Here is a 21,353-nt window from a genome sequence, read left to right on the forward strand (position 1 = left end):
CGCAGGAAGAAAGAGCCGTTGTTGACATGAGCGAAGAGCCGACCGGCGTTGACCTGGACGAAGGTGTCATCAAGGGCCCGCCGAAGACCCTGATCGGCGGTCTGGTCAAGGCCGTGCGCCCACGCCAGTGGGTCAAGAACGTGCTCGTACTGGCGGCGCCACTGGCAGCGGGCAAGGATGCCGCCGGCCATGTGGTTTTCACCGATATGTCGGTGCTCCTGCACGTCGGCGTCGCCTTCGTGGCGTTCTGCCTCGCGGCCTCGGGCATCTACCTGGTCAATGACGCGCTGGACGTGGAGGCCGACCGGGCCCACCCGACCAAGCGCTACCGGCCGATCGCCGCCGGTGTGGTCCCGGTGAACCTCGCCTACACACTGTCGCTCGTACTGCTGGTCGCCTCGCTCGCGCTGTCGTTCGTGGCGTCGTGGCACCTGGCCGTGGTGATGGCCGTGTACATCGGCATCCAGCTGGCCTACTGCTTCGGCCTCAAGCACCAGGCCGTGCTCGATATCTGCATCGTCTCCTCCGGCTTCCTGCTGCGCGCGGTCGCCGGTGGCGCCGCCGCCGATATCAAGCTGTCCCAGTGGTTCCTGCTCATCATGGCTTTCGGCTCGCTGTTCATGGCGGCCGGAAAGCGCTACGCCGAGTTGAAGATCGCGCTCGACACCGGCGCCAAGATTCGCAAGTCGCTGCAGTACTACACGGCCACCTACCTGCGTTTCGTCTGGACCCTGTCGGCCACCGCGGTGGTGGTCTTCTACGGGCTGTGGGCGTTCGAACAGGGCCGGATCAAGGACACCGACTGGTTCGCGATCTCGATGGTGCCCTTCACCATCGCGGTGCTGCGCTACGCGGTGGACGTCGACGGCGGTGAAGCCGGTGAACCCGAAGAGATCGCCCTGGGGGACCGGATCCTCCAGTTCCTCGCAATAGCCTGGATCGGAGCGGTAGGTGTCGCTGTCTATCTCACCTGACGTGGTAGAGGGAGAAGAGCGAGGGGAGGGCGCACCGACGGCACAGTTGCCGGTCGGCAGCGCCCATCGGCGTGCGGCAGATGTGTCCGCGCGCCGTTTCTCGCGACTATCTCGCACCGTCTTCATCGGTGGGATCGTGCTGACCGCGACCCTTTTCGCAGCCGGCGCCTGGCAGCGGCGATGGATCGCCGACGACGGGCTGATCGTGCTGCGCACGGTGCGAAACCTGCTGGCGGGCAACGGCCCGGTCTTCAATGCGGGCGAACGCGTCGAAACCAATACCAGTACGGCCTGGACCTACCTCGTGTGGTTCTTCAGCTGGCTGACCCAGCTGCGGCTGGAGTACGTGGTGCTCGGCATCGCGCTCACGCTGTCGGTGCTGGCCATCGTCTTCGCCATGCTCGGTTCGGCAAGGCTCTGGGGCGGAACGAAATCCGCGCTCCTGGTTCCCGCCGGTGCGCTGGTGTACATCGCCATGCCGCCTGCCCGTGACTACGCCACCTCCGGCCTGGAGAACTGCCTGGTCATCTGCTGGCTGGCAGTGCTGTGGTGGCTGCTGGTCCGCTGGAGTCAGGCCGAACGGGTGCGCCTGCCAGGCTTTTTCGGCCTGGTGTTCTTCGCCGGACTGGCCCCGCTGATCCGGCCGGAGATGACGCTGGTCGGTGCGCTCGCGCTGATCATGATCTTCTGCGCGCCGCTGCCGGAGACCCGGCTGCGGCCGCTGTTCTTCCGGATCGGCGTGGTGCTGGTGGCCGGGCTGGTTCCGGTCGCGTACCAGATCTGGCGCATGGGTTATTACGGTCTGCCGTACCCGAATACAGCGGTGGCCAAGGACGCCGGTGGCGCCAAATGGCATCAGGGCTTCATCTACCTGTGGAACTTCGTCGGCCCGTACTGGTTGTGGCTGCCGCTGCTGATCCTCGCGATCGCCGCGGTATTCGCGGTGCGGTCCGGCCACGCCGTCAAGGCGACCGGTCGGCATGTCCTCGGTGACGACGAGAGCATCGAGGTGCCGGACAGCAGCTGGCGCAACCGGATTCACCGGTTCAGCGTCCGGCTGCGCACTCCCGCAGCCGTCGCCGCGCTCATGGTCGGCAGCGGTCTGGTGCTCATCGTCTACGAGATCCGGGTCGGCGGCGACTTCATGCACGGCCGCATGCTGCTGCCGCAGCTGTTCTGCCTCATGCTGCCGGTGGCCGTGCTGCCGGTGCGGGTGCCGCAGAACATCTTCAGTGGTGAACGCGGCGGGCGCCGCATGGATTGGGCGCTCGCGGTGGTGCTGGCGGGCTTCGTCGGCACCGCGGGCTGGGCGCTGTTCGCGGCCAATACGACGGCCATCACGACCGGCACCAAGATCGCCTCGACCGGCATCGTGGACGAGCGGATCTACTACGTCCTCAATACCGGTCACGATCACCCGATCCTGGCCGAGGACTATCTGGACTATCCGCGCATGCGCGCCATGGTCCGCGATATCACCGACACCCCGGAAGGCGGCCTGCTGCTCAATTCGCCGTCCTTCATGTTCTGGTACGTCGCACCGCCGCCGGCGCCCATCCCCGACGGTGGCGCCGGACATACCGTCTTCTTCCTGAATCTTGGTATGACCAGCATGAACGTGCCGCTGGACGTGCGGGTCATCGATCAGATGGGCCTGGCGTATCCGCTTGCGGCGCATACCGACCGGCTCACCGACGGCCGCATCGGGCACGACAAGAATCTGTACCCGGACTGGGTCGTGGTGGACGCGGGCATGGTCGACAAGCATCCGTGGCTGCCCTGGTACATGGACGACAAGTGGGTGCAGCAGGCGCGAGTCGCGCTGTCCTGCCCGCAGACCCAGGATCTGCTGGCGTCCTCACGGTCGCCGCTGACCTTCGAGCGGTTCCGGCACAATGTGATGCAGTCACTGGACTTCTCCAAGTACCGGATCGATCGGGTGCCGAAGTACGAGATCGAACGGTGCGGGTTGGTCGATCCGTATCCGTCGGCTCCGGCAGTCCCGGTGCCACCCAAGTAGCGAGACAGTCTGTCCCCGGGACAATTCCGGGCAAATTTATCGAATCACCCACGGCGGCGATCCTTTAACACAGGGTCGCCGCCGTTGTGTCCGATTCGCAACCGAATAACGCACTCCCATCTCGGTTTGGTAACACCCAGGGGGTCGTTTAGCGATAGCATCCCTGGGTAGCCCGTCGCGGTCCATCTCGTATGTGTCGCAACGGTTGTCGCAATACACGGCCCGCGCCCTGGCATGGGCAGCCGGTCGTGCCGACGAAAGGCCGAACGAGACGTGCGAGGCTTGACGGTGGGTGGGGCGCAGGAGATTCGGGCCCGGGGCACAGGCGCCGGGCGCGAATGGTTGCGAAGATCAGCAGTGGGTCTGGCCGTGGCGGCCTTGCTACCGTTCGGTGCGTCGGTGGCAGCAGGTGGTCTCGGGTCCGGTGTCGCGCATGCCGCTTTCAATCCCGCGGGCATGGACTTCTACGTCGATTCGACTATGGGGCCCATCAAATCTCGGGTGTTCCGGGCGGCGGACGGCAATACCGACCGGGTGGTCTATCTGCTCGACGGTATGCGCGCCCGCGACGACGACAGCGGCTGGGAAATCGAGACCGGCGCGGCGCAGACCCTGATGGCCGCGAACATCAATGTGGTCATGCCGGTCGGCGGCATGTCCAGCTTCTATGCCGACTGGGCCTCGCCGAGCACCTTCCTCGGCATCCCCGCGGGCACGCTCGCGGGCTCGGGTTCCGGTGCCACCGAGGCGCTCGCGGGCGGGCCGGGCAAAACCTCCGCCTATATGTGGGAGACGTTCCTGACTCAGAACCTGCGTGATGCGCTGCGGGATCGCCTGGGCTTCAATGTGACTCACAACGGCGTTGTCGGTCTGTCCATGAGCGGCAGCGCCGCGATGGTGCTGGCGGCCTTCTATCCGAATCAGTTCTCGTATGCCGCATCGCTTTCCGGTGCGCTGAATTTGTCCATGCCGGGTATGCGGGATGCCGTCCGGGTCGCCATGCTGGATGCCGGCGGTTACAACATCGACGCGCTCGCCAAGGCCAAGGACGCGAAATGGCAGCATCTCGATCCGTTCACCTTCGCGCCGAAATTGAAGGCCAACAACACGCGTCTGTTCATTTCGGCGGGTAGTGGATTGCCATCCTCGGCCGATGCCATCAATGCCTCCACCGTCGAGGGCATGGGTATCGAGGCCATCGCGCTGGTGGGTACCAAATCCTTCCAGGCTCGGCTCTCCGGTCTCGGCGACAGCAATGTCACCTACGACTATCCGGCCGTCGGTGTGCACAACTGGAAGAACTGGGAGTCGGAGCTGAATCGACTCACCCCGGATTTGTCGGCGCACATTGGCTGACATAGTTGCCGGGTCACACCCGCAGGTGCCGCGCGGTATTCGTACCCCGTGGCTTTTGTGTCCATTTTTGTATCAACTACCTGGTCCGGGCCACAAAAGCTCGTACTAGTGGTCCCGATCACATATGTCTCTTTCCGATAACGCTCCGTTAGCCGTATACCGATAGGCTCCCCGAGACGCCCGCCGTGGCCCCGAGCACGCGGTTGAAACGAACGAACACGAAAGGCCTGATGATGCGAGGTGCGCAGGATAGACGTCGGAGATCGAGCGGCGGCTGGATGAGGAAGTCTGTCCTCGGCATGGCCTTGGCGCTACTGCTCCCGTTCGGGGCGTCGGTGGCAGGTGTGGCAGGGTCCGCGAACGCGGCGTTCAATCCGACCGCCATGGATTTCTGGGTCGATTCGTCCAGCGGTATGGGCCCGATCAAATCGCGCATCTTCCGGGCAGCGGACGGCAATACCGACCGCGTCGTCTACGCGCTCGACGGTATGCGCGCCCGTGACGACATCAGTGGCTGGGAAAACGACACCGATGTGGCCAACGCGCTGACCGCCGCGAACATCAATGTGGTCATGCCGGTCGGCGGCCAGTCCAGTTTCTACGCCGACTGGGCCGCGCCCAGCACCTTCCTCGGCGTTCCCGCCGGCACCGGCTCCGGCTCGCTGTCGTCCTCGGGCTCGGCGTCCGGTTCCTCCTCGGGCTCCGGCGGCCTGCAGATCATGGCCGGTGGTCCCGGCAAGAGCTTCCGCTACACGTGGGAGACCTTCCTGACCAAGGACCTGCGTAATGCGCTCAGCGCCCGCCTCGGTTTCAACCCGAACCGCAATGGTGTCTTCGGTCTGTCCATGGGTGGTTCGGCGGCGCTGACCCTGGCGGCCTACCACCCGGATCAGTTCAGCTTCGCGGGTTCGTTCTCCGGTTACCTGAACATCTCCGCCCCCGGTATGCGGGAGGCCATGCGCCTGGCCATGATCGACGCGGGCGGCTTCAATGTCGACTCCATGGCGCTGCCGTGGAGCCCGCAGTGGCTGCGCATGGACCCGTTCGTCTTCGCACCGCAACTCAAGGCCAACAACACCCGGCTCTGGATCTCCGCCGCCAGCGCCATCCCCGGCCCGGGCGATGTGACTTCGGTGATGTCGGTCCTGCAGGGCATGCCGCTGGAGGCGCTCGCGCTGGCCAACACCCGGGCCTTCCAGGTGCGTATGGCCGCCATCGGCGCCAACAATGTCGACTACGACTTCCCCGCGGCCGGTGTGCACAACTGGGCCAACTGGGCGGCCGAGGTCTACCGCATGGTTCCGGACCTGTCCGCCAATATCGGCTAGTGATCTTCGGGAGCTCTGCTCCCGAATCTCCGGCACGAAGGCCCCCACCCGTCTCGGGTGGGGGCCTTTTTCGTCTTGATTCCCAGCACCGGGGAGGAGCCACCGGTGCCTTCTCCGCTATTGCCCTACCGTGGATCTGCCGGGACCGCACTCGAATCCTTCTTCAGTCAGGATCGTTCTCGATGGAACAGATATCGGATGAATTACCCTGGCGCGGTTCGGCACTGGAGTTCACCGAACTCCATCGCGGTGGCTGGCGCCCGCTGCCGTTCAACGAGTTCGTGGTCAAGATTCACGGCCGCTGCAACCTGGCGTGCGATTACTGCTACATGTACGAGATGGCGGATCAGAGCTGGCGTTCGAAGCCGAAGTCGATGGGCCGTGAGATCTTCCTCGATGCCTGCCGGATGATCAGGGCGCACGCGGTCCGGTTCTCCCTGCCGCGGGTCGCTCTCGTTCTCCACGGTGGTGAGCCGCTGCTGGTCGGGACCGGTGATCTGGAGTTCTTCGCCCGTACCGCCCGTGAAGTGCTGGAGCCGGATGTCGAGGTGCGCTTGGGAATTCAGACCAACGGCGTCCTGATCGACGACGATGTGCTGCGGATCTGCGCTCGCTGGAACGTGCAGATCGGTGTCAGTCTCGACGGCGGCGAACAGGAGCATGACCGGCATCGGCTCGATCGTCAGGGCCGAGGCAGTTATGCCCGGGTCGCGGCCGGACTCGAGCGGCTGCTCTCCTCGCCGCAGCGCCATCTGTTCTCCGGCCTGCTGTGCACCGTAGACCTGGCGAACGATCCGGTGCGGACCTACGAGGCGCTGCTGCGCTTCCAGCCGCCCGCCCTCGATTTCCTGATGCCGCACGGTAATTGGACCGCACCACCGCCGGGGCGCACCCCGGATGCGACGGCGACGCCGTATGCCGACTGGCTGATTACGATCTTCGAGCGATGGTACGGAGCACCGGTGCGGGAGACCGGCGTACGGCTGTTCGGAAATATCATCGAGCTGCTGCTCGGTAGCCGGGTGGCTTCGGAAGTCGTTGGCCTGGAACCCATTCGCCTGGCCGTCGTCGAGACCGACGGCTCACTCGAACAGGTCGACGAGCTGAAGTCAGCCTTCGCCGGAGCCGCCCTGATCCCGGTCCGGGGTGCAGGCGATCCGCTCGACGAGGCGCTGCGGGATCCGTCGGTCATCGCCCGTCAGATCGGGACCGGAGCATTGTGCGAGACCTGTCTCGAGTGCCCGATCCACAGCGTCTGCGGCGGAGGGCATTACGTGCATCGCTACCGGGAGGGCAGCGGCTTTCGCAATCCCTCGGTGTACTGCGCCGATCTGTTGAAGCTCATCACGCATATCGAGTCGCGTGTGCGTGCTGATCTCGAATCAGCTCTCGCCGCAAGCACGGCAAATGCGATAGCCGCCACCACCGCGAACGCGACATCCGAGTAGCGCGGTATCCCCGCCCGCTGCCGAAGATCCAGAATCACAGGAGCTCGTCCATGTCCGGCGCCGCAGACCAGATCAACGACAGCACAGCGGATTTGGGCTCCGGTCCCGGATCGGAGACCGGTGTCGCGCAGCTGATCGAGGGCCTGGTTCTGATGCGAATGATCCTGTTGCGCAGGCTGATCACCACGGTCGACGCCGAAGCGGCCGCGCGGGCGGGATTGCGCGAGGCGTACCGGACGCTGGCCGAGCTGCAGACCGACCGCCCGGAGGTGGTCTCCTCGATGCTCACCTACCCGGCCACTGGTTCCTGGCTCGTTCGGGTCCTGCGCCGAGCTGCCGGGGCGGACGGCGATGCCGTTCCGCTGTGGGCCGACTGCGCCTATCTCGGCTGGCTGGCCGCGGCCGCGAGCATCACCTGCCGGGAGGAGGGAACGGCGCAGGTTGTCATCCGCAATGGCGTGATCATGCTGCCGACCTTCGGGCTGGCCCGGCTCGCCGCCCCCGAATACTCCGGACCCTGCGAGATCAGCTGGACCGCCGCCGGCGCAGTGCATTTCACCTGGTCGAGCGGGTCGGTCCGTATCATCTCCCGGGCCGGCGAGTCTCATGCGGACTGGCTGCCCCTGCGCTGGGTGCGCGGAGCCGATGACGAGGCGCGGGTGTGGCTCGACGACCTCGATCCGTTCCGCTCCCTGCCGCCCGGACAACCCGCACCGCCGCGACTGACCGCCGGCCAGGCCGGCCGGTGGCAGCGCACCTTCACGGACGCCTGGCGACTGTTGCGCAGTGACCACGCTCCCTACCTCGCGCCCATGCGGGGCTGCTTGACCAGCGTGGTTCCACTTAGCGTCGAGCCGCTGACGGCCAGCACCAGTCACACCGACTTCCACGGCGTCGGCTGTGTGTACACCACCGCCCCGGCTGATCCCTGCCAGTTGGCGCTGACCCTGATCCACGAGATCCAGCACACCAAGTTCGCCATGCTGACCGATCAGGCCGAGGTGTGCACCCCCGATCCGGCCTGCCGGTTCTATGCGCCCTGGCGTGACGATCCGCGGCCGATTCACGGTCTGCTGCACGGGATCTACGCCTTCTTCGGAGTCACCGACTTCTGGCGAGTGCACCGGCATTCGGCGTGCCATCAGTCCTTGCAGGCGCACACCGATTTCGAGCTGTGGCGGGTGCAGGTGGCCGGGGCGATCGCGCAAGCGCGAGAATCCGGTCTGCTCGGCGACGCCGGGCGACGGCTCCTGGATGCGCTCGCCGCGGCCATGATTCCCTGGGCGAGTGCGGATCTGCCACCCGAGGCCCGCCGCGCCGCGACCGAGGCCGCGGTGGGGCACCGGACGTTCTGGCAGGTACGCAATCTCGAACCCGATCCGGCCGGCATCGCGGACCTGGTGTCCCGCTGGGATGCCGGCCGCTCGGCAACCGGCGAGCTGCCGCGGTCCACCCTCGTCGATCAGCAGCGGATCCCGGATCAGCACCGGCGTCTTCCGCTGGCGGCCCGGCTCAAGACCCTCGATCCGCGTGCGGCGAAGGCGCTTTCGGACGACCGCCCGCCCGAGGGAGAACGGGCGTATCTGGCCGGCTATGCCACCGAGGCGCTCGCCCTGTACAGCCGGGAACTGCGCGCGGATCCGCTGCGACCGCAGGTGTGGGCCGGACTCAATCTGGCGGGCCGGAAGATATTCGGGGGCAACGGCTTCGAAATTCTGGACGAGCGTGCCGAGGTCGCGGCTCGGCTCTACGAGGCCGTGGGCCCGGATGCCGACATCGTGGAGCTGCTGCGCTGGCTGTCCGCGCCGATCACAGTCGGCGGATTCGAGCCAGCCATGCGGTGACGTCGATCAAACCGTCCTCCGGCCACCCCTTTTCGCGGGCCCGAGCGGCGATCGATTCGGTGATCCGTCCCCGATAGCGGGCCGGGCGAATCTCCTCGATATCCCAGTCGCCGGTGAATGCGCGGCGGATATCGGATTCACCGACGTGCGGTCCGAATGCCAGTATGTGCACCGTTCCCCCCGGCTTGCAGCCGGCGTGCAGACTACGGATATAAGCGAGGCGATGTTCGGGATCGAACGTATGAAACACGGCACTGTCCACAATGGTGTCGTACGCCGGTCCGCCGAGCCCGAGCGCATCGGCAACCGTGAATCGATCGGGCGAAATCCGATGGGCGACAGCATTACGACGAGCCTCGTCGATCGCCTGCGGTGATATATCGATGCCGTGCACGTCGTAGCCCAGCGCGACGAGATGAATTGTATTCTCGCCAGTGCCGCAACCGATATCGAGCACCGTACCGCTGATGCCTCCGGCGAGCTCCAATGCGACGATCTCGGGTTGTGGCCCGCCTATGACCCAAGGCGCAGAGTCGTTGCTGTACAGCGCATTCCAGTAGTCCACGGCTCCGACTATACGGTCGGCCGGGGACCGGGGGAGCGGCCTTCGATATGAAATATGTTCCAGTGCAGCACATTTTAGCGCTTCCCATCTTCGGGAGGTCCAGCGCGCGTTCCGTACGGCAGAATTAATTCTGCAATGCCGATGTCGCGTACCCGAAGGGTCCGATGCATCGGCGCACTCTGCACAAGGAGAAGCTCATGAGCCGTGACACTCTGACACTGGCCGATATCGAACTCGAAGGCATGTTGGAGAACGTGCCGCCCGCACTGCGCAGTGCTGTACTGCGCGCCTACGATTCGAACAATGAAAGCGTCGATCACGGAGCCTTCTGCTCCTTCATCGATGCCGATCTTGCCTGATAGTTGACGAACGCCCCGATTGCGGAGGGCGCGGTCGCCGAGCATCGAACTCCGCGTCATGGTCCGCGCGCACCAGCCGTGCAGCTCTTCGCGATCGTGGGTGTCGGCCACAGCTTTCGACGATATGAACACGCCCGCCCCTGCCCCGCGTACGCATGAACTCCTGGCCGCCTATTCCGACCTGCGGAGCGATAGAGGGCCTATCCATGCGCGAATCGTGGCCGACCTCGGGAACCGCCTGCTGTCCGGTTCCCCCTTTCCCGCTTATCAATCCATCACTCCGGGCCCGCTGCGGGCGCTGATATCCCTCGATGCGCCCCATGTGCCGTATCTCGAGGATCCGCGCCGGCTGCCACCACAGCACCGCTCCGAGCCGTGGCGTCTGCTGTGTGATCAGGTCGACGCGTGGAGCACGCTGCCGAGCGCCCAGCAGCTGCGGGTGGCGCAGGTTCTGGCCAAGCTGGGATTCTGGGAGCTCGTCCTCGCTCTCACGCCGGCCGACCCGGCCCCGGTCGGCGGCGCGAAGGCTCGCGCGCTGGCCTTTCTGCACGCCGCGGCGCTCTTCCGGCTCGATCCGCGGGACCCCGCCGGCAGCGCCCGCATGCGTGAGCTGGCCATCGCCAAAGCGTCGGATCAGGAGTTGACCCCGGCCGCTCGTCTCTCGGCCGCGCTGAATGTCGCGGTCCACCACGCGCGGGCGTCCGGGGAAATCGGAGCGGCGAAACGCTGGCAGGCGATCGCCGAGTCACTGGCATCGTCCGCACCCCCGAACAGTCTGAGCCTCCTGCTGCGCAGCGCGTACTGGCGCGGTCTCGGACTGATCCGGTTCGTGGAGGGTGACCACGGGGAGGTGGCCCGGATGATGGATCGATCCGAAGATCTCGCGCGCTGGGCCATGGGCGCGGCGGACGGATTCGAGCCGATCGCGGCGCTGGAGAATATGAACGCCGTGCTGGAGACCCGCGCCCGCGCCTGCTGGTCCGCCGGTGATCTGGACTCGGCCGAACGCTATTTCCGGCGGCACACCGACCACGACCCGTGGGACGCCAAAGCGCATGTGCGCCTCGCGGACTTCCTCTTCCGGACGGGAAGAATCGACGAGGCGCGCGAGGGTTATCGCCGGGCCGCCGTGCTCGGCGCGCCGTACACGGTCTACGCGCGGACCCGGCTGGCCCGGTAGGTCTCGGTCCGGACTCGCGGTAATCGGGCTCGCAAACACGCCGGGGCGATGCACCGACATTTGCCCGGTATCGAAGAAGATCAATCGAAGAAGACTGGTGTGCAAGCTCGGTTCTGCTCCAACGAGAGGGCTAGGTCGATGCGGGTTAGAGGCTTCAAAAGAATGGTCCTGGGCGTCGCCGCGACGCTCGTCCTGCCACTTGCTCTCACGGTGGTCGGAACCGGGCCTGCTACAGCGGCGTTCAACCCGGCGGCCTTCGACTTCTGGGTGGACTCACCGGTCATGGGTCCGATCAAGACGCGCGTCCTGCGTGCGGCGGACGGCAATACCGACCGGGTCGTCTATGCCCTCGATGGTCAGCGCGCCACCGAGATCTTGAACGGCTGGGAGAACGACACCAATGTCGCGGACGTCCTGGCCAGCTGGAATATCAATGTGGTCATGCCCGTCGGCGGTGAGTCCAGTTTCTATGCCGACTGGAATTCCCCGAGTTCGTTCTTCGGGGTCCCGGCGGGCGCGGGTTCGTCCGCGGCCAATACCGGTTCGGGCGCCACCGAGGCGCTCGGCGCCGGGCCCGGCAAGAGCTACCGGTACGACTGGGAAACCTTCCTGACGAACCAGTTGCGCTGGGCGCTGCGAGATCGCCTGGGGTTCAACCCCAATCGCAATGGCGTCTTCGGCCTGTCCATGGGCGGCAGTGCGGCACTGACCCTGGCCGCCTATCACCCGGATCAGTTCAGTTATGCCGGTTCCTTTTCCGGCTACCTGAACATCTCCGCGCCGGGTATGCGGGAGGCGATTCGGGTCGCCATGATCGACGCCGGTGGTTACAACGTGGATTCCATGGCCCCGCCCTGGGGTGACCGCTGGCTGCGCATGGATCCGTTCGTCTTCGCCCCCACCCTGGTCGGGAACAACACCCGGCTCTGGGTCGCGGCGGGCAGCGGTCTGCCCATGCAGCAGGATCTCGATATCCCACTCGGCGCGGCCACGGATCGCATCGTGCGGGGTTCGCCGCTGGAGGCGTTGGCGCTGGCCAATACTCGCGCCTTCCAGGTGCGCATGGACACGCTGGGCGCCCGGAACGTCACGTATTCGTTCCCGCCCGTCGGTCTGCACGCCTGGACCAACTGGCAGGACGAGGCGTATCGCATGATTCCGGACATGTCGGCAAATATCGGGTAAATCGACCGAATACGAAGGCCCCCGCCCGAACCGGGCGGGGGCCTTCGTATATCGGGCTTATCACAATTCGGCGTCCGAGGTGTTTTTCGAGCGATCGGCTCCGAATAAGGGCCTATAGAGAAGCGAGAGCGGCGACAGCTTCTGCATTTCAGTGGTGGTCAACGGTGACCACACTCGGAAAGGCGACACAGATGCGTTTCTCGATGGGTTCACTCCGCAGGGCCGGAGCCGGTCTGGCATTCGCCATGGTGTTGCCGTGGGCGGTGGCGGTAGGCGGGGGAGCGGCCCCGGCGGCAGCCGGATTCGATCCGGCCGGATCCGACTTCTGGGTCGATTCGAGTATGGGCCCGATCAAGTCGCGCATCTTCCGCGCACAGGACGGCAATACCCAGCGGGTGGTGTATGCGCTGGACGGTTTGCGGGCGCGTAATGACCTGTCCGGCTGGGAGATCGACACCGATGTCGAGCGGGCGCTCACCGCGTGGAACATCAATGTGGTCATGCCGATCGGCGGCCAGTCCAGTTTCTACTCCGACTGGGTGGCGCCCAGCAATACCAATGGGCAACCCGCGCCGTATGCCTGGGAAACCTTTCTGACCCGAGATCTGCGAAATGCGCTGGCCGGGCGGCTGGGCTTCAATCCGAACGGGAACGGTGTGTTCGGATTGTCCATGGGCGGTAGCGCGGCCCTGGTGCTCGCAGCGTATCACCCGGATCAGTTCCGTTATGCCGCATCGTATTCCGGTTATCTCAATATCTCCGCGCCCGGTATGCGCGAAGCGCTGCGGATGGCGCTGCTCGATGCCGGCGGCTTCAACATCGACTCCATGTGGGGACCGCCGTGGAGCGAATTGTGGCTTCGCAACGACCCTTTCGTGTTCGCACCACTGCTGCGGGCCAATGGCACCCGGCTGTGGATCTCCTCGGGTAACGGCCAACCGGGCCCGCGGGATGCGGTGAACTCCGCACTGGATGCCTTCAACCTGACGAATGCGGCCGGGCTGGAGACCATCGCACTCGCGAATACCCGTGCCTTCCAAGCGCGTATGGACTCGCTCGGTCCCGGCAATGCCGTCTTCGACTACACCCCGAACGGTGTGCACAGCTGGGGTTACTGGGCGGATCAGGTCTACAACATGCTTCCGGATCTGAGTGCGAACATCGGCTGACCGTAAGGGATTCTGCTGTTGCCGCGACATCACTGATGTTTCGCGATAAGGTCACCGCACGATTACGGTCGAAATTTAGCGTCACCTTGCCAACCGTGTGGAAGGTCGAATACCCTCCAGCGAGCGCATGTGACCAGACCGTGGTAGCGCATCGTTCACTTCGAAGGTCGGGATTCGCGGTGAACGCTGATCATGCACGCCTGCAACGGCATTGCCGTGCGCGCTGCGTGATAACAACTGAACTTATGCAGTAGAGAAGGAGCAGTATCCATGCGTTTCGGCAGGTCCGCCATGCCGGGTGGAGTCCGGTCAGGACGTAGTGCTCACCGTGGCTGGAGCGCACGACTTCTGGCTACAGGCGCTGCGGCACTGGCTATCCCGACCGCCGCGGCAGTGGCGGCTCCGACTATCGCCATCGCCGCTCCGATTGCCGGCCCGGTGCATCGCACCCCCGCCGGCGGTTACGACGAGCTGATGGTTCCGTCCAGTATGGGCCCGGTCAAGGTGCAGGTGCAGTGGGCGAAGAACGGTGGCGACAAGGCCATCTATCTGCTCGACGGCCTGCGCGCCCGCGATGACAAGAATGCCTGGTCGTTCGAGACGAACGCCCAGCAGCAGTTCGAGAACGACGATGTCACCCTGGTGATGCCGGTCGGCGGTCAGTCCAGCTGGTACGCGGACTGGGTCTCGGCGAGCAATACCAACGGTCAGAAGTACACCTACAAGTGGGAGACGTTCCTCACCAAGGAACTTCCCGATTTCCTTGCGGGCTACGGTGTTTCGCGTACCAACAATGCGGTGGTCGGTCTCTCGATGAGTGGCCCCGCCGCGCTGCGCATGGCCGCCTACCACCGCGATCAGTTCAAGCAGGCCTCCTCCTTCTCCGGTCCGCTGGACTGGAACGCACCGGGTATGCGTGAGGCCATGCGCGTCATGATGCTCGACGCCGGCCGCTTCAATGTGGACTCCATGGCCGCGCCGTGGAGCCCGGCCTGGCTGCGCATGGACCCGTCGGTGTTCGCGCCGCAGCTGAAGGGTCTGCCGATGTACATCTCGGCGGCCAGCGGTCTGCCCAGTGGCGCCGATGCGGCGTCGGGCGCCTTCAACACCATGAACGCCATGGGTATCGAGGCCATCGCGATGGTCACCACGCACCTGTTCCAGGCCCGGATGAATCAGCTGGGCTTCAAGAACAATGTGACCTACGACTACCCGGCGATCGGTGTGCACAACTGGAAGAACTGGGAGGCCGAGCTGTGGAAAGCACGCCCAGGCATCCTGGCAGCGCTGAATTCCTGATGCGGCACTGAATTCCTGATGTCGTAGGCCGCGCCTGCGCGACAGACGAAAAGAACCGGTCACCCCTGCGGGGTGGCCGGTTCTTCGCTCTGTCAGGGTTCGGAAGCCGATGGGGCGGAAGCGAACTAGGGTGGCACCTGTGGCAAGAGGTAGACGACGGAGACCCAGGTGGGGTGGGCTCGTGGCGCTTACGGCGGCTACGACGGTACTGCTGGGGGGTGGAACGGCATTCGCGGATCCGGGTGCGGCGCAGGTGCCGACGAAGTCCGCCATTCGAAATGTGGTGTGGCTGACCGACAGACGGGTCGCCCTGTGGATCGATTCACCGTCCATGGGCACGCAGATCCAGGTGCAGCTGTTGCTCGCGCGGGAATGGAACAGCAGACCGGATATGAAATTTCCGGCACTGTTCATGCTCGACGGCTTGCGGGCCACCGATCAGGAGAACGGCTGGACCAAAGACGCTGGCGCGCAGGCTTTCTACGCCGATAAAGACGTGACGGTCGTATTGCCGGTGGGCGGGCAGGCCGGTTTCTATACCGACTGGCTGCGACCGGACAACGGCAAGAACTACAAGTGGGAAACCTTTCTCACCAAGGAATTACCGCCACTGCTGGACAAGGACTGGCGCACCACGAACGTGCGCGGACTGGCGGGATTGTCCATGGGCGGCAGCGCGGCCATGACGCTCGCGGCGCGTAATCCGGGGTTCGTCCGCTACGCGGCTTCGTACTCCGGACTGCTCGCGACCACGACTCTCGGTATGCCGCAGGCGATCAAGTACGCCATGCACGATGCGGGCGGTTTCGACTCCGATGCCATGTGGGGTCCGCCCGCCGATGCGGAGTGGGGTGCCCACGATCCGTACGCGATAGCCGAGAAGCTCAGGGGTGTGAGCCTCTATGTCTCGAGCGGCAGCGGCCTGGCGGGCCGGTTCGACATCCCCGCCGGAATTCCCGGTGTGAGCACCAATTTCACCGGGATGGCGCTGGAGAGTCTCTCGCGTTTCTCCTCGACGCAGTTCGTGGCCAAGCTCGATAAGCTCAGCATTCCGGTGCAGGTGAATTACCGTCCGTCCGGCACGCATTCCTGGCCGTACTGGGATTTCGAGATGCGCCAGTCCTGGTCGCAGGCGGCGGCCGCGCTGGGGGTCGATACCGGCAAACCGGACTGTGCGGCCGGCGGCGCGATACTGCCTGTGGCGCAGGGGAAGACATGGCTGGGAGATTGCCTGACCCCGGAGATTCCGCTGACCGGCGGCGCGGCCCAGGATTTCCGCGGTGGCCGGGTGCTGTGGTCGCAGGCCGGCGGCGCGCATGCGGTGGGCGGAATGATCGGCGGCGCGTATGAAGGAGCGGCGGGACCCACTGGGGCGCTCGGATTTCCGATTAGCGACGAAACTCCCATTCCGGGCGGAGTGCAACAAAACTTCCAACACGGATCGATCGTCTTTCACGACGGGAAAGCCGAAATACACGCCAGCTGACTGGGATACCAGCCAGTTACCCTCCCCGCACCGCTAAAGTGCTCCTGTCCGTGACGCCGGTCACGTTTGGTGTCGTTCCCCCCTTGTGTGGTTCAGGAGCACATTCTGATGGCAGTCCAGGGTGCGTCATGCCCGCGTTCGGTTCGGAAAACTGTTTCGGCACACCGGATACCCGCCGCGCGGGGCGTCCGGGTGCCCGGCTGGCGCCGCCTGGTCGCGGCCGCGGTCGCGGCGGCCGCACTACCGGGAGTGGCTGTGCTGCCTGGAATGTCGGGACTTCCCGGCATTTCGGGAGCGGCGCAGGCCGCCCCGGTGTCCGGGCCGCTGCATCGTGCGCCCGCCGGCTCGGCGGAGCCCGCGGCTCCGGCGGCGCCGCCCGTCGTGCCCGCGGCCGCACCCGCACCCGCTGCCGCCCCCGCGGACGCACCAGTGCCCGCCGCCGAACCCGCGCCGCCGCCGCGCCCGCGTTTCGAAGAGCTCATGGTTCCCTCCAGCATGGGGCCGATCAAAGTGCAGGTGCAGTGGGCCGCCCGCGGCGGTGACGCCGCCCTGTACCTGCTCGACGGTCTGCGCGCGCGGGACGACTTCAATGCCTGGTCCTTCGAGACCAATGCCATGCAGCTCTTCGCCGATGACAATGTGACGCTGGTGATGCCGGTCGGCGGGCAATCGAGTTTCTACACCGATTGGCGTGCGCCCTCGAGCACCAACGGTCAGAAGTTCACCTATCGCTGGGAGACCTTCCTGACCCAGGAGCTGCCCGCCTTCCTGGAACCACTCGGGGTGTCCCGCAGCAAGAACGCGATCGCCGGACTCTCCATGGGCGGTTCGTCGGCACTGGCTCTCGCCGCCTACCACCGCGATATGTTCAAGCACGCCTCGTCCTTCTCCGGCTACCTGAACATTTCCGCGCCCGGTATGCGCGAGGCGATCCGGATCGCCATGCTGGATGCCGGTCGCTTCAATGTGGATTCGATGGCGTGGCCGTGGAGCCCGCAGTGGCTGCGGATGGATCCCTTCGTCTTCGCACCGCAATTGCGCGGCCTGCCCATGTACATCTCGGCGTCCTGGGGCGCACTGGGTGCGCACGACAATCCGGAGGCGGGGGCGTTCAACACCGTCAACGCGGTGGCGCTGGAGGCGCTCTCGATGGTCAACACCATCGCGTTCATGGGGCGAATGAATCAGCTCGGCATCGGTGCGCACTACAGCCTGCCGACCAAGGGCACCCATTCGTGGGGTTACTGGCAGGACCAGCTGACGAGTGCGCGTCCGGAGATCCTGGCCGCGCTCGGCGCGTAGCCGGTGACATTCCCGGAAAAGGAAACCGGTCGTTTGCTGTAGTGCACCCGTTTCCCGCGCGTCGCACCCCTGGAATTGGACTTTCAGGGGTACAACACTTGTGTGGTTGGAGTGGTTCGTGGGACGAAGCGGGCGCGCCGTCGCTGGGCGGCATGTGCTGCGGCAGTGGTATTTCCGCTGGCTGCGGGCACTTTCGCGGGAGTAGGCGGTTTTGCGGGCATAGCCCCCGCGGCCGCCGAACCCGATACGTCCGGCGCTGCGGCGACGGTCCAGAAGGCAGTGTGGCTGGGTGATCGCCGGGTGGCGCTGTGGGTGAACTCGCCCGCCTCCGGATCCCCGATCGAAGTGCAGCTGCTGCTGGCCCGGGACTGGCGTTCGCGTCCGGACGCGAAATTCCCGACCATGTACATGCTCGACGGTCTGCGCGCCACCGATGACGAGAACGGCTGGACGAAGGATGCGGGCGCGGCCGGCTTCTTCGCCGACAAGAACGTCACCGTGGTGCTGCCCGTCGGCGGCCAGTCCAGCTTCTACGCCGACTGGCTGCAACCGGATCAGGGCCACAACTACAAGTGGGAAACCTTCCTCACCAAGGAACTGCCCCCACTGCTCGAGAGTCAGTGGCGCGCCACGGATGTGCGTGCGGTATCCGGACTTTCGATGGGCGGCACGGCCGCCATGATGCTGGCCGCGCGCAATCCCGGCTGGGTCCGGCACGCGGCCTCCTACTCCGGCTTCCTCACCCTGACCACGCTCGGCATGCCGCAGATGGTCAATTTCGCCATGAAGGACGCGGGCGGATTCGATTCGAACGATATGTTCGGGCCGCCGACCAGTCCGGAATGGAAGGCACACGATCCGTACGAGCTGGCCGACAAGCTCAAGGGCATCGGCCTCTATGTCTCCAGCGGCAGCGGCACCGCGGGCGCGACCGATCCGCCCGGCGATATCCCCGGCCTCACCACGAATTACGCGGGTATGGGCCTGGAAGTGCTGTCGCGGTTGAGCTCTCAGAACTTCGTCACCAAACTCGGCAAGCTGAATATTCCGGTGCAGGTGAGCTACCGCCCCTCGGGCACGCACACCTGGCCGTACTGGGATTTCGAAATGCGGCAGTCCTGGCCGAATACGGCGGCCGCGCTCGGTGTGGACAACACCCCCAGCGGCTGCAAGCTCGGCGGCGCGATCGCCGGTGCGGCACAGGTCAACACCTGGCTCGGCGACTGCCTGACGCCGGAGTATCCGGTGACCGGCGGTGTGACGCAGGACTTCCGGGGCGGACAGGTGGCGTACTCGCCCGGCACCGGAGCGCAAGCGGTCGGCGGCGCGATCGCCGGTACTTTCGCAGGGCTCAATGGCGCGGCCGGCGGCATCGGCTTCCCGACCGCCGGAGACCAGGGACTGCCGGACGGCCGCGGGCGCTTCCAGCCGTTCCAGAACGGCCTGATCTATTGGACACCGCAGACCGGCGCCCAGATGGTGCGCGGCGCGATCCTCGACGAGTGGAGTAAAGGCGGCTTCGAACGCGGTCCGGCCGGCTACCCGAACGGACCCGAAACACGCACCCCGAACAAGGACGGCGTGGTGCAGAGCTTCGAGAACGGGCCCATCTACTTCAGCGCGAAGACCGGTGCGCACCAGCTGCAGGGCCTGATTCTCGGCAAGTACGCGCAAATCGGTTTCGAGAACAGTCCTTTCGGCTTCCCGACCGCCGCCGAGCAGCCGGTGCGTGATCTCGGCCGCTTCGTGAGCTTCGAGGGCGGCAATATCTATTGGAGTCCGCTGTCCGGCGCCTTCGGCGTGCGCTCGGGTCCGATCATGGACGCCTGGGGCGCACAGGGTTTCGAGAACGGCGGGCTCGGCTTCCCGATCAGTGACGAGGCCGCCACGCCCACCGGCGCGCAGCAGACCTTCCAGGGCGGCTCGATCATCGTGAACGACGGCAAGGCGCAGGCCTTCACGCTGGCCGGCCAGCCGATTGCCCTCCCGGGCGCTCCTGCGCCCGCGCCTGCCGCGGCTCCTGCGCCCGCGCCTGCCGCGGCACTCGCCCCCGCACCTCTACCGGCCGCTGCACCGGACCCCCAACCGGCCGCTCCGCCCGAGGAAATTTCGCCCCCGCTGATTCCGGCGCTGGGCCCGGAAGTCCGTCCCAACTGACTGAGAAGTGCATGAGGTTCGAAACGGAGCGGCGACGGCGGCGCGGGTTGCCGCTAGCCTGGGGGCGACCTTGTGCCCGCCAGACAGATCAAGGAAGCGAATAAATGCATCGGACCCGTGGAAAGGTTTTCGGCGTCGTTGTTGCTCTCGCCGCCGCCGGACTGCTTGCCGCCTGTGGCAACAACGATTCGACCGCGACGAGCACGCCCACGCTGGCTCCGACCACGAGCAAGACGTCTGCGGCTCCCACCACGACGGCCGGCGGGGACAGCAGCCCGACCGATCAGGCCGCGCCGCAGACCTCCTCGGACGCCACGACGCCCGAGCGCCCGGCGCCGGTGCCGAGCCAGTTCCTCACCACGCCGAGCGGTACGCCCCCGCTCACCGACCGTGACAAGACCTTCCTCGACGAGCTGAAGAAGCAGGGCATCACCCCCGCCGCCTCCGATATCGCGCTGACCGCCGGAAACCTGGTGTGCCAGGGCAAGTCCCAGGGCGCGACCGACGATCAGATCCTCACCTACGTCACCGCGATCGCCGGCTCCGATCCGTCCTTCGACCAGTCGAAGATGTCGGTCGAACAGGCGGGCAAGATCTACGTCGACGTCGCGACGAAGAGTTACTGCAACAAGTGACGACGCGACGCCGCTCCGGACGCCGGTCCAAGCCGGCGGGTTGCCTGCTGCTCATCGCCGCGATCGTGATCGTGATCATCGTGGCGCTGCTGCTCTGGTACCTGCTGGCGGGCCGGTTGCGGTTGCCGGGTCCCAAGCCGCCCGGGCCCAAGGAGCCGACCTCGCAGTCGGCCAACTGCCCGGACGTGCTCATGCTGGGCGTCCCGGGCACCTGGGAGTCGAGCAGCACCGACGATCCGTACAACCCGACCGCGAATCCGGCGTCGCTCATGCTGAACATCACCAATCCGGTGCGGGCGCAGTTCCCGAACAGCCGGGTCGAGGTCTACACGGTTCCCTACGTGGCGCAGTTCTCGAACCCGATCGCGTTGCCGCCGGACGGTCAGCAGTCCTACAACAACAGTCGTTCCGAGGGCACCCAGCGCGCCAACGAGAAGCTCACCGCGACCTATCACGACTGCCCGCTCACCAGCTATGTGATCGCGGGCTTCTCGCAGGGCGCGGTGATCGCCGGTGATGTGGCCGCGCAGATCGGTGCGGGCAAGGGACCGGTGCCCGCGAACAAGGTGCTGGGCGTGACCGTCATCGCCGACGGGCGTCGCGATCAGGGGCCGGGACAGGCCATCGAGATCGGGCAGCCGCCGGCCGGTGTGGGCGCGGAGGTCGCGTTGCGGGGCCTGAACGTGCCGGGCATCACCATGACCGGTCCGCGAGACGGCTTCGGCGACTTGGCGAATCGGACATTCACCATCTGCGCGCAGGGTGATCTCATCTGTGATTCCCCCAAGCAGGCGCTCAACCCGCTCAATATCCTCGGCAGTGTCGGCACCCTCGTGAAGGCGGCGGGCAACCCTGTCCACAGCCTCTACAACGGCTTTGTCGTGGACGACAGCGGCACCACAGCAACTCAGTGGACGGTCAGCTGGGCCAACGGCCTGATTGAGAAGGCTCCGCATCCCGCACACTCGTGAATTCCGACCGAGCCCCTAGTTTCGGGGTCTCGTTGTAGAGTGCTGCGAGGTTGTGGCCCCGGTTCGCTCGGTGTC

Annotated in this window: 16 protein-coding genes and 1 pseudogene; 16 read left to right on the plus strand and 1 reads right to left on the minus strand. The window is 65.8% G+C overall.

The features are described 5' to 3' along the window. Positions 1 to 26: 26 nt before the first annotated feature. From ABZX86_RS20265 to ABZX86_RS20290, 6 genes are all read left to right on the plus strand, one after another. Positions 27 to 974 (plus strand): decaprenyl-phosphate phosphoribosyltransferase, encoded by a 948-nt coding sequence (locus ABZX86_RS20265; protein WP_327143106.1) that lies wholly within the window; start codon positions 27 to 29, stop codon positions 972 to 974. Positions 975 to 1,056: 82 nt separating this feature from the next. Then, the gene (gene zomB, locus ABZX86_RS20270; protein WP_355125861.1) at positions 1,057 to 2,994 is read left to right on the plus strand and encodes a flagellar motor control protein ZomB; all 1,938 of its coding nucleotides are present in this window, start codon (positions 1,057 to 1,059) and stop codon (positions 2,992 to 2,994) included. Positions 2,995 to 3,336: 342 nt separating this feature from the next. Further along, positions 3,337 to 4,350 carry an alpha/beta hydrolase family protein gene (locus tag ABZX86_RS20275; protein ID WP_355125526.1) on the plus strand — a complete coding sequence of 338 codons (1,014 nt, stop codon included), beginning with the start codon at positions 3,337 to 3,339 and terminating at the stop codon, positions 4,348 to 4,350. 278 nt (positions 4,351 to 4,628) lie between these two features. Further along, a complete protein-coding gene (locus ABZX86_RS20280) occupies positions 4,629 to 5,678 on the plus strand; it encodes an alpha/beta hydrolase family protein (protein WP_327143108.1) in 1,050 nt (349 codons plus the stop codon). 182 nt (positions 5,679 to 5,860) lie between these two features. Beyond that, entirely contained in the window at positions 5,861 to 7,126 is a 1,266-nt protein-coding gene (locus tag ABZX86_RS20285; RefSeq protein ID WP_355125529.1) for an FxsB family cyclophane-forming radical SAM/SPASM peptide maturase, read from the plus strand. 50 nt (positions 7,127 to 7,176) lie between these two features. Continuing rightward, complete coding sequence (locus ABZX86_RS20290) at positions 7,177 to 8,970, plus strand: HEXXH motif domain-containing protein (protein WP_355125531.1); 1,794 nt, start codon at positions 7,177 to 7,179, stop codon at positions 8,968 to 8,970. Here the strand turns inward: ABZX86_RS20290 and ABZX86_RS20295 are convergent. After that, positions 8,936 to 9,535: a class I SAM-dependent methyltransferase gene (locus ABZX86_RS20295; protein WP_355125533.1), complete on the minus strand. Its 600-nt coding sequence runs from the start codon at positions 9,533 to 9,535 to the stop codon at positions 8,936 to 8,938. The two genes, ABZX86_RS20290 and ABZX86_RS20295, sit on opposite strands and share 35 nt — an antisense overlap. Before the next feature lie 197 nt (positions 9,536 to 9,732). On the opposite strand from ABZX86_RS20295, the gene ABZX86_RS20300 reads away from it, so the two are divergent. The 10 genes and pseudogenes from ABZX86_RS20300 (at position 9,733) to ABZX86_RS20345 (ending at position 21,278) form a co-directional block, all read left to right on the plus strand. Further along, the gene (locus tag ABZX86_RS20300) at positions 9,733 to 9,894 is read left to right on the plus strand and encodes a hypothetical protein (protein WP_355125535.1); all 162 of its coding nucleotides are present in this window, start codon (positions 9,733 to 9,735) and stop codon (positions 9,892 to 9,894) included. 217 nt (positions 9,895 to 10,111) lie between these two features. Then, positions 10,112 to 11,074 (plus strand): bacterial transcriptional activator domain-containing protein, encoded by a 963-nt coding sequence (locus ABZX86_RS20305; RefSeq protein ID WP_355125537.1) that lies wholly within the window; start codon positions 10,112 to 10,114, stop codon positions 11,072 to 11,074. A gap of 162 nt (positions 11,075 to 11,236) precedes the next feature. Further along, on the plus strand, positions 11,237 to 12,259 hold the full coding sequence (locus tag ABZX86_RS20310) for an alpha/beta hydrolase family protein (RefSeq protein ID WP_355125539.1): 1,023 nt from the start codon (positions 11,237 to 11,239) through the stop codon (positions 12,257 to 12,259). Positions 12,260 to 12,450: 191 nt separating this feature from the next. Next, on the plus strand, positions 12,451 to 13,428 hold the full coding sequence (locus ABZX86_RS20315) for an alpha/beta hydrolase family protein (RefSeq protein ID WP_355125863.1): 978 nt from the start codon (positions 12,451 to 12,453) through the stop codon (positions 13,426 to 13,428). Positions 13,429 to 13,719: 291 nt separating this feature from the next. Continuing rightward, the gene (locus tag ABZX86_RS20320) at positions 13,720 to 14,727 is read left to right on the plus strand and encodes an alpha/beta hydrolase family protein (protein ID WP_355125865.1); all 1,008 of its coding nucleotides are present in this window, start codon (positions 13,720 to 13,722) and stop codon (positions 14,725 to 14,727) included. A 109-nt stretch (positions 14,728 to 14,836) separates the two neighbouring features. Beyond that, positions 14,837 to 16,180: pseudogene (locus ABZX86_RS20325) on the plus strand (alpha/beta hydrolase-fold protein); the annotation flags it as partial. A 225-nt stretch (positions 16,181 to 16,405) separates the two neighbouring features. Continuing rightward, complete coding sequence (locus ABZX86_RS20330) at positions 16,406 to 17,515, plus strand: alpha/beta hydrolase family protein (protein ID WP_355125541.1); 1,110 nt, start codon at positions 16,406 to 16,408, stop codon at positions 17,513 to 17,515. A gap of 165 nt (positions 17,516 to 17,680) precedes the next feature. After that, positions 17,681 to 19,672: an alpha/beta hydrolase-fold protein gene (locus ABZX86_RS20335; RefSeq protein WP_355125543.1), complete on the plus strand. Its 1,992-nt coding sequence runs from the start codon at positions 17,681 to 17,683 to the stop codon at positions 19,670 to 19,672. A gap of 104 nt (positions 19,673 to 19,776) precedes the next feature. Next, on the plus strand, positions 19,777 to 20,307 hold the full coding sequence (locus tag ABZX86_RS20340) for a DUF732 domain-containing protein (RefSeq protein ID WP_355125545.1): 531 nt from the start codon (positions 19,777 to 19,779) through the stop codon (positions 20,305 to 20,307). Continuing rightward, positions 20,304 to 21,278, plus strand: a complete 975-nt coding sequence (locus ABZX86_RS20345) for a cutinase family protein (protein ID WP_327143114.1) — start codon at positions 20,304 to 20,306, stop codon at positions 21,276 to 21,278. The genes ABZX86_RS20340 and ABZX86_RS20345 overlap by 4 nt, the downstream gene beginning before the upstream one ends. Positions 21,279 to 21,353: the final 75 nt, after the last annotated feature.

The organism is Nocardia sp. NPDC006630, from assembly GCF_040611495.1.
Classification (GTDB): domain Bacteria; phylum Actinomycetota; class Actinomycetes; order Mycobacteriales; family Mycobacteriaceae; genus Nocardia.

Coding starts and splice junctions, on each gene's coding strand:
- ABZX86_RS20265 (WP_327143106.1), top strand. CDS start 27: ATGAGCGAAGAGCCGACCGGCGTTGACCTGGACGAAGGTGTCATCAAG.
- ABZX86_RS20280 (WP_327143108.1), top strand. CDS start 4,629: ATGAGGAAGTCTGTCCTCGGCATGGCCTTGGCGCTACTGCTCCCGTTC.
- ABZX86_RS20285 (WP_355125529.1), top strand. CDS start 5,861: ATGGAACAGATATCGGATGAATTACCCTGGCGCGGTTCGGCACTGGAG.
- ABZX86_RS20290 (WP_355125531.1), top strand. CDS start 7,177: ATGTCCGGCGCCGCAGACCAGATCAACGACAGCACAGCGGATTTGGGC.
- ABZX86_RS20300 (WP_355125535.1), top strand. CDS start 9,733: ATGAGCCGTGACACTCTGACACTGGCCGATATCGAACTCGAAGGCATG.
- ABZX86_RS20310 (WP_355125539.1), top strand. CDS start 11,237: ATGGTCCTGGGCGTCGCCGCGACGCTCGTCCTGCCACTTGCTCTCACG.
- ABZX86_RS20315 (WP_355125863.1), top strand. CDS start 12,451: ATGCGTTTCTCGATGGGTTCACTCCGCAGGGCCGGAGCCGGTCTGGCA.
- ABZX86_RS20320 (WP_355125865.1), top strand. CDS start 13,720: ATGCCGGGTGGAGTCCGGTCAGGACGTAGTGCTCACCGTGGCTGGAGC.
- ABZX86_RS20340 (WP_355125545.1), top strand. CDS start 19,777: ATGCATCGGACCCGTGGAAAGGTTTTCGGCGTCGTTGTTGCTCTCGCC.